The sequence below is a fragment of the Aeromonas sp. ZOR0002 genome, from assembly GCF_963866995.1.
GTDB classification, from domain to species: domain Bacteria; phylum Pseudomonadota; class Gammaproteobacteria; order Enterobacterales; family Aeromonadaceae; genus Aeromonas; species Aeromonas caviae.
In genome coordinates this window covers 1-6,275 of the sequence record NZ_CAWMFQ010000338.1, presented here as the reverse complement: position 1 = coordinate 6,275, position 6,275 = coordinate 1, and the positions used below count along the sequence as shown (strand labels likewise).

Below are 6,275 nucleotides of genomic sequence, written 5' to 3'. Positions count from 1 at the left end.
GTCAGGGCCTTGCCGCGCCGATCCCGGTCAATGCCGACCAGAGGGGGCGCTGACATTGACCGGGGCGTGTCTCTTCCAAGCCGGTGCCCGTGATGATGGGCGGGCCGGGGGGATGGCGGTCAGGCCAGCGCCCGTGCCAGCAGGTGCACCGGGTGTTCGCAGCGAAACGCCGTGCTCATCTCGATCTGCCACTTGCAGGTCTCGCAGTCGGTGATGACCAGATCGGGTTTGAGCCGGTTTATCTGATCGAACAGCCCCTGACCGATGGCCTGGCTGGTGTCGTAGTTTTCCGACTTGAAGCCGTAGGTGCCGGCGATGCCGCAGCACTGGGAGTCCAGCACCGTCACCTTGACCCCGGGGATGGCCCGCAGCAGCTCGAGGGTGTAGATGACGCCCCCCATCTTCTCCAGGTGGCAGGGGGTGTGGTAGGCGATGTGCAGATTGAGGGGCTTCATGGCCGGTTTGTTGCCCCGATCGAACTCGTTCCACAGGAAGCGGGTCACCAGGGAGATGCGATCCCGCACCTTGTGGTTGTCCTGCTCCAGCAGGTGGGGATATTCGTCCCGCAGGGTGAAGCCGCAGGTGGAGGAGGTGGCCAAGAGCGGCATCTCGTTGCCGAGCAGGGTGTTCTCCAGCTGCTGGATATTGAAGGCCGCCTGCTGCCTGGCCTTGTCCATGAAGCCGTTGGCAATCAGCGGCACGCCGCAGCACTTCTCTCGCGCAAGCAGCTGGACACCGATGTTCATGGCATTGAGCACCTGCACCAGCTCCTTGCCGAGCTGAGGGTGGTTGTAGTTCACATAGCAACCGTGGAAGTAGGCGATCTGGCGCGCAAAGCGGGCCTGAGTCGCTTTCTGCTTCTTGTACCAGCCGCGGAAGGTGCCTTGTGAATATTTGGGCAAGTCCCGGTGGGAGGAGACCCCCAGCGCCTTGTCCAGCACCTGCTTCATCGGCTTGAGGCCGGTGGTGAAGTTGACCACCGGGGCCATCAGGGTGGACATGCTGCCCATCAGATCCGTGTGGGAGAGCACGAACTCGCGGATCCCCGGTTTGAAGCCGCTGTACTGGTGCTTGGCCTTGGCAATAATGTCGCCGATGCGCACCCCGCTCGGGCAGGCCACTTCGCAGCGCTTGCAGTTGGTGCAGTATTTGAGGGCGCTGTCAAAGAGCTCCGGGCTCTTGATGCGCAGCCGTTCCCCATCCGGGCCCGCCTGCTTGGGGCCGGGGTAGGCCGGGTTGGCCTTGGCCACCGGGCAGTAGGCGGTACAGACGGTGCATTTGATGCACTGATCGAAAGTCTGGTTGGCATGATCCAGTAGCATGTCAGTTCTCCTCCCGTTGGGTGTGAAGGCACGGGATATGGGGCGAAATCATCATTGGGCTGAACTCAAAATGTGACCGGCAGCCTGCCAGCCGGTGGCGGTCGCGACACCTGAGCCAGAGCCCGCCATGGATTGGGCATCGTAGTGGGCCCGCACACCGTGTCGTTGGAGCGGGAATATGTGATTCATCTCAGCCCTCCGCCAGAATATGGCCAGCGGCTTGCCAGCCGGTGGCAACGGCCACGCCGGAGCCGGAACCTTCTTTAATGGGGTCATAGTGCGCGAGCACGCTGCCGGCGCCGTAAAGGTTGGTGAGGGGCCTGCCGCCGCGCAGCACCCGCAGCCGCTCGTCGGTCTTGACCCCGAAGCCCATGAAGGGGTGGTGGTCGAACAGGCGGCGGCCGGCCCAGGCGTCGCGCTCGGCAAGGCTCAGTACGTCGGCATCGAAGATGGGTTCACGAATGCCCCCGAGGCGCGACTCCAGCCCGCGGCTGAAGAAGCTGCCGGAGGCGAGCACGAAGTGGTCCGCTTCGAACAGCTGATCCTCCCCGTGCTGGCTGTGCACTCCGATCACCTTGTCGCCGTCATAGCGGGCGCCCAGCACCCGCTCGCTGGTGAGGAAGGTGCCGCCAAGGGCCATAAAGCGGCGCTTGAGGGCCTCCTGCATCCGCATGCCGATGAGGGACGGCGGCATGGTGGCCACCTCCTTGATGGTGCAGCCGGTGCGCCGTTCCAGCTCGCTCAGACGCGGGCCGACCAGCCCCAGCGACAGGCAGGCGGGCAGCACGATATGGCGACAGCCGGGCACACCGCATCCCTGCACCATGCGGCTGATCTCGCGGGCCAGATCCGCCAGCAGGTCCTGCTGGCCAGGCCCCTGCTTGTCGAACAGGCGGGCGATGTCGGCGGAGCGAAACTCGTGGGGATTGCGGCTGAACTGGGCGAGCTGGGGCAGGCGAATTTCCCCGGTCAGGATGCGGCTGTGGGCAAAGCGGGCGTGGGTCGCGAGATTCGCCGCCGCGAGCGCCGGGTGAAAATCGCGAAACCCTTCCAGGGTGGCGAGCAGGATGGCGTCGGGAGCGGGGGCATCAGTCACGCAGGCACAAGTGTCGGGGGAGAGCCAGGTGGATTTCAGGGTGCCGATGGGGGTCAGGCGATGGTGGTTGTGCTCCTGGCGCATCAGGGGCAGCCCCTCTTCTGCGCAGTGGCGTTGCAGGTCGGCCAGACTCCCCTCGATATTCTGCATCCCCACCTTGCTGTAAGGGTGATCCGGATGGGCCGCCATGAAGGCGGGCAGGGCGGCGCGGGGATCCCCGTCGCTCTCCAGCAGATCCACCGAGCCGGAGGAGAAGTGCAGGGCGCTTTGGCCAGAGGCCATCAGCAGGGTCTTCTGGCCGGCCTCGGCCAGACGCAGGGCCGCCGAGAGGCCCGCCATGCCGCCGCCGATCACGATGCTGTCAAATTTCATGGCTGCGCTCCTTGGTGGAATTGGCGGTGCTGGCATCGAGCGGGAAGGGTGGCTCGGCCACCAGGTGGGGGGCCGTCCACTCGCCAAGGCCGAACAGCCCCTCGTAGATCCAGTAGGTAAATTCCGCTTCCCGCAGGGCATCGCCCCAGAGCACCGGCCGGGTGCCCTTGTAGCGCTCCTCCAGGAACTGGCGCAGCATGACGCAGGCCTGACGGCCGTCCGCCTTGCCATACTCCTGCATCAGGCCGGCGGCGCGATAGGCGCACAGCTCCCCCTGACAGGGGCCCATGCCGAGGCGGGTGCGGCGGCGCAAGTCCACCAGGTTGTCCACGTCGAGCTCCCGCAGGGCGTATTCAATCTCGCCCGCGGTCACCATCTCGCACTCGCAGATGAGGGCGTTGGCCTTGGGATTGTCGCGGAAAAAGGCGATGACCCGCTCGCCGTGGCGGTACTGGGCCGAGCCTTCGGCGGGCACCGAGAGGCCGGGGGCGGAGACCTTCTCCGGATCCCGCGAGCCGGGCAGGCTCAGCTCGGCGGTGCGGCAGGGCTTGCTGTTGCCCAGCTTTTTGGCAAGCAAGTCGGTGGCCCATTCGGCCATCAGCCGGTAGGTCATCAGCTTGCCGCCGGTGATGGTGTTGAACCCCTTGAGGCCGTCACGTTCGGCGTGATCCAGCAGCACGATGCCGCGGCTGATGTTGCGGCCGGACTCGTCGCCATCCACCGCCACCAACGGGCGCACGCCAGCGTAGGCGCGCAGCAATCGGGTGCGGGCCATGATGGGGGCCAGTTTTATCCCCTCGCGCAGCAGCACCTCCACCTCCTCGGGCTCGACGGTGAGCTGGTCAATCTTGTGGTAATCGATGCGACTCGACGTGGTGCCGATGAGGGAGATGGTATCGCCCGGCACCAGGATGTCCGCGTCCGCCGGTTTGCGGCAGCGGTTGAGCACCAGCTGGTTGATGCGGTAATCCATGATGAGCAGGGAACCCTTGGCCGGGAACATGCGGATGCCGAGATCGGCGTACTCGCAGATCTGCTGGCCCCAGATGCCGGCGGCGTTGATCACCTCCTGGCACTCCACCTCGAACGCTTCGCCGGTGCGGGTGTTGATGGCCTTGACCCCGTGCACTCTGTCTTGGTTGCGGAGCAGCCCCAGCACCTTGCTGTGGGTGAAGATGCGGGCGCCGTGCTCTTTCGCGTCCAGCACATTGGCGGCAGCCAGGCGGAAGGGGTCGACCGTGCCGTCCGGCACCTGGATGGCACCGATCAGCGCCGGGTTGACGTTGGGTTCAAGGCGCAGCGCCTCGGCGGGATCCAGCTGGCGGGCGTCGATGCCCGCCAGGGCGCAGGCATCCATGAAGGTATTTTGAAAATGGATGTCATCTTCCGGCAGGGTGATGAAGAGGCCGCCGGTGTCCTCGACGCAGTGGCTGGCGATCCGCTTGAGGATACGGTTCTCCTGAATGCATTCGCGGGCGGACTCCTGATCCGTCACCGCGTAGCGGGCGCCGGAGTGGAGCAGGCCATGGTTGCGCCCCGTGGTGCCGGCGGCGATGTCGTCCCGCTCAAGCAGGATGCAGTCGATGCCGCGCAGCGCGCAATCGCGCATGATGCCGGCGCCGGTGGCGCCCCCCCCTATGATGACGACTTGTGTGGTGATTCTTTTCATTCTTGCCCGTCTCATCTCTTCCAGATGAGGCCAGTGTGGCGCCTTCACGACGTAAAATGTTTGATATGGGCCAAATTAATGTTCGTAAACGCTCATTAAGTGTGAGGGGATGAGCGAAATGTGATGAACCTCACGTCATCGTCGAGGCGGGCAGGGGAAAGCATGACGGGAGGGGAGAAGGCCAGCCCGGGGGCTGGCCAGAGGGCGGCGTGGGGGAAACCTCAGCCGCAGCACTTCTTGAACTTCTTGCCGCTGCCACAGGGGCAGGGGTCGTTTCGCCCGACCCGCAGCGGCGCCGGATCCTGCTCGCCGTCGGTGTAGACCCAGCGCCCCTGATGGCGCACGAAGCGGGAGCGCTCATGGAGGCAGTGACGTTCATCCCCCTCCAGGAACCAGGCTTTGAATTCCACCATGCCGAGGGTGTCATCGGGGCCGCCCTGGCTGGCGAGGATCTCGAGGCCATCCCAGCGGGTGTCGGTCGATGAGAGGTCGGCCGCGGTCAGCCCGTTCAGATAGTCCGGGTGCCAGCTGTGTACCAGATATTCTCCCAATCCCAGTACGAAGGCGCTGTAGCGGGATCGCATCAGCTGCTCCGGGGTGGCGGCGGGCTGACCTGCGTGGAGTACACCGCAGCACTTGGCAAGAAAAAGAGAGGAACCGCAAGGACATAGGTTCATGAGTCAGCTCATCTGGTCGATAATTAAAGGTGGCGGGATTGTAGCGAACGCACTTCCCTTTCGGCCAGCTTCCCATGCCGTTTAGGCAGACATCATGCAGCAATGAACACAGCACAAAGGGTGACACAATGACACTTAAGCAGAAGATCCTGTTACTGGGGGCCATCCCCGTGCTGCTGATGGCCCTGGTGGTCAATCTCAGCAACTACCTGGTGGCCAGGAGCGATCTGGAGTCGGATCTGGTGGTGGCGCGGGAGAGGGCAATCAAGGAGCGCAAGGCGCTGCTCAGCAGTTATCTGATGCTGGCCAAGACGGCCATCGAGGGCAGCTACGGCAAGCCTGACAGTCCCGAAGTGCGCCAGCAGGTGAAGGAGATATTGCGGCCGCTGCGCTATGGCAGCGACGGCTACTTCTTCGTCTATGACTATCAGGGCAATACCGTGCTGCTGCCGACCCGGCCCGAGATGGAGGGGAAGAACCGCTGGCAGGACAAGGATACCAAGGGTGCCTTCCTCATTCAGGGGATCATCAAGTCGGCGCGGGAAGGAGATGGCTTCTCGGAGTACTGGACCAACAAGCCCTCTATCGGGCGGGATGCCCCCAAGCTCTCCTTCAACCTGGTGTTCGACAAATATCAGTGGGTCGTGGGCACGGGCTTCTACATCGACGACATCGACAACGAGCTGGCAACCCTGCGCAGCGAGCGTGAGGAGACCATGTATGGCTCCCTGAAAACCGGGGTGCTGTTCATCCTGGTGATCCTGGGGGTGACCCTGGCGGCCACCGCGGTGATCGGCAACCGGGTCACCCGCCCGCTGGCGGATGCGGTCGCCGCACTCAACGACATCGCCGACGGGGACGGGGATCTGACCCAGCGCCTCAAGGTGCAGAGCAAGGACGAGGTGGGGCAGCTGGCCGCCGCCTTCAACCGCTTCGTCGAGCGGATCCAGTCGGTGGTGAGCCAGGTGGGGGAGACCAGTCACCAGTTGCTGGGGGCCGTGGATCGGCTGCATAGCCTGAGCGAGCATGCGGACAGGCAGATGCAGGGCCACGGCAAGGAGACGGATCAGGTGGTGACCGCGGTGACCGAGATGAGCTCCACCGCCCAAGAAGTGGCGGCGAGCGCCTCCCACGCCGCC

General features: G+C 64.5%; 5 protein-coding genes. 1 reads left to right on the top strand and 4 read right to left on the bottom strand.

The features are described 5' to 3' along the window. Positions 1-119: 119 nt before the first annotated feature. The 4 genes from glpC to AACR77_RS18330 all read right to left on the bottom strand — a co-directional run bounded on the left by glpC (position 120) and on the right by AACR77_RS18330 (position 5,136). Entirely contained in the window at positions 120-1,322 is a 1,203-nt protein-coding gene (glpC, locus tag AACR77_RS18345) for an anaerobic glycerol-3-phosphate dehydrogenase subunit GlpC (RefSeq protein WP_042883265.1), read from the bottom strand. Positions 1,323-1,512: 190 nt separating this feature from the next. After that, entirely contained in the window at positions 1,513-2,790 is a 1,278-nt protein-coding gene (gene glpB / locus AACR77_RS18340; RefSeq protein ID WP_042883264.1) for a glycerol-3-phosphate dehydrogenase subunit GlpB, read from the bottom strand. Beyond that, entirely contained in the window at positions 2,780-4,459 is a 1,680-nt protein-coding gene (glpA, locus tag AACR77_RS18335; RefSeq protein ID WP_042883262.1) for an anaerobic glycerol-3-phosphate dehydrogenase subunit A, read from the bottom strand. Before glpA ends, glpB begins: the two co-directional genes overlap by 11 nt. Before the next feature lie 221 nt (positions 4,460-4,680). After that, the gene (locus AACR77_RS18330) at positions 4,681-5,136 is read right to left on the bottom strand and encodes a YchJ family protein (RefSeq protein ID WP_080768035.1); all 456 of its coding nucleotides are present in this window, start codon (positions 5,134-5,136) and stop codon (positions 4,681-4,683) included. A gap of 128 nt (positions 5,137-5,264) precedes the next feature. Here AACR77_RS18330 and AACR77_RS18325 point away from each other — a divergent pair. After that, positions 5,265-6,275 (top strand): cache domain-containing protein (locus AACR77_RS18325; RefSeq protein ID WP_042883260.1); only part of this gene is annotated, 1,011 nt, incomplete at its 3' end.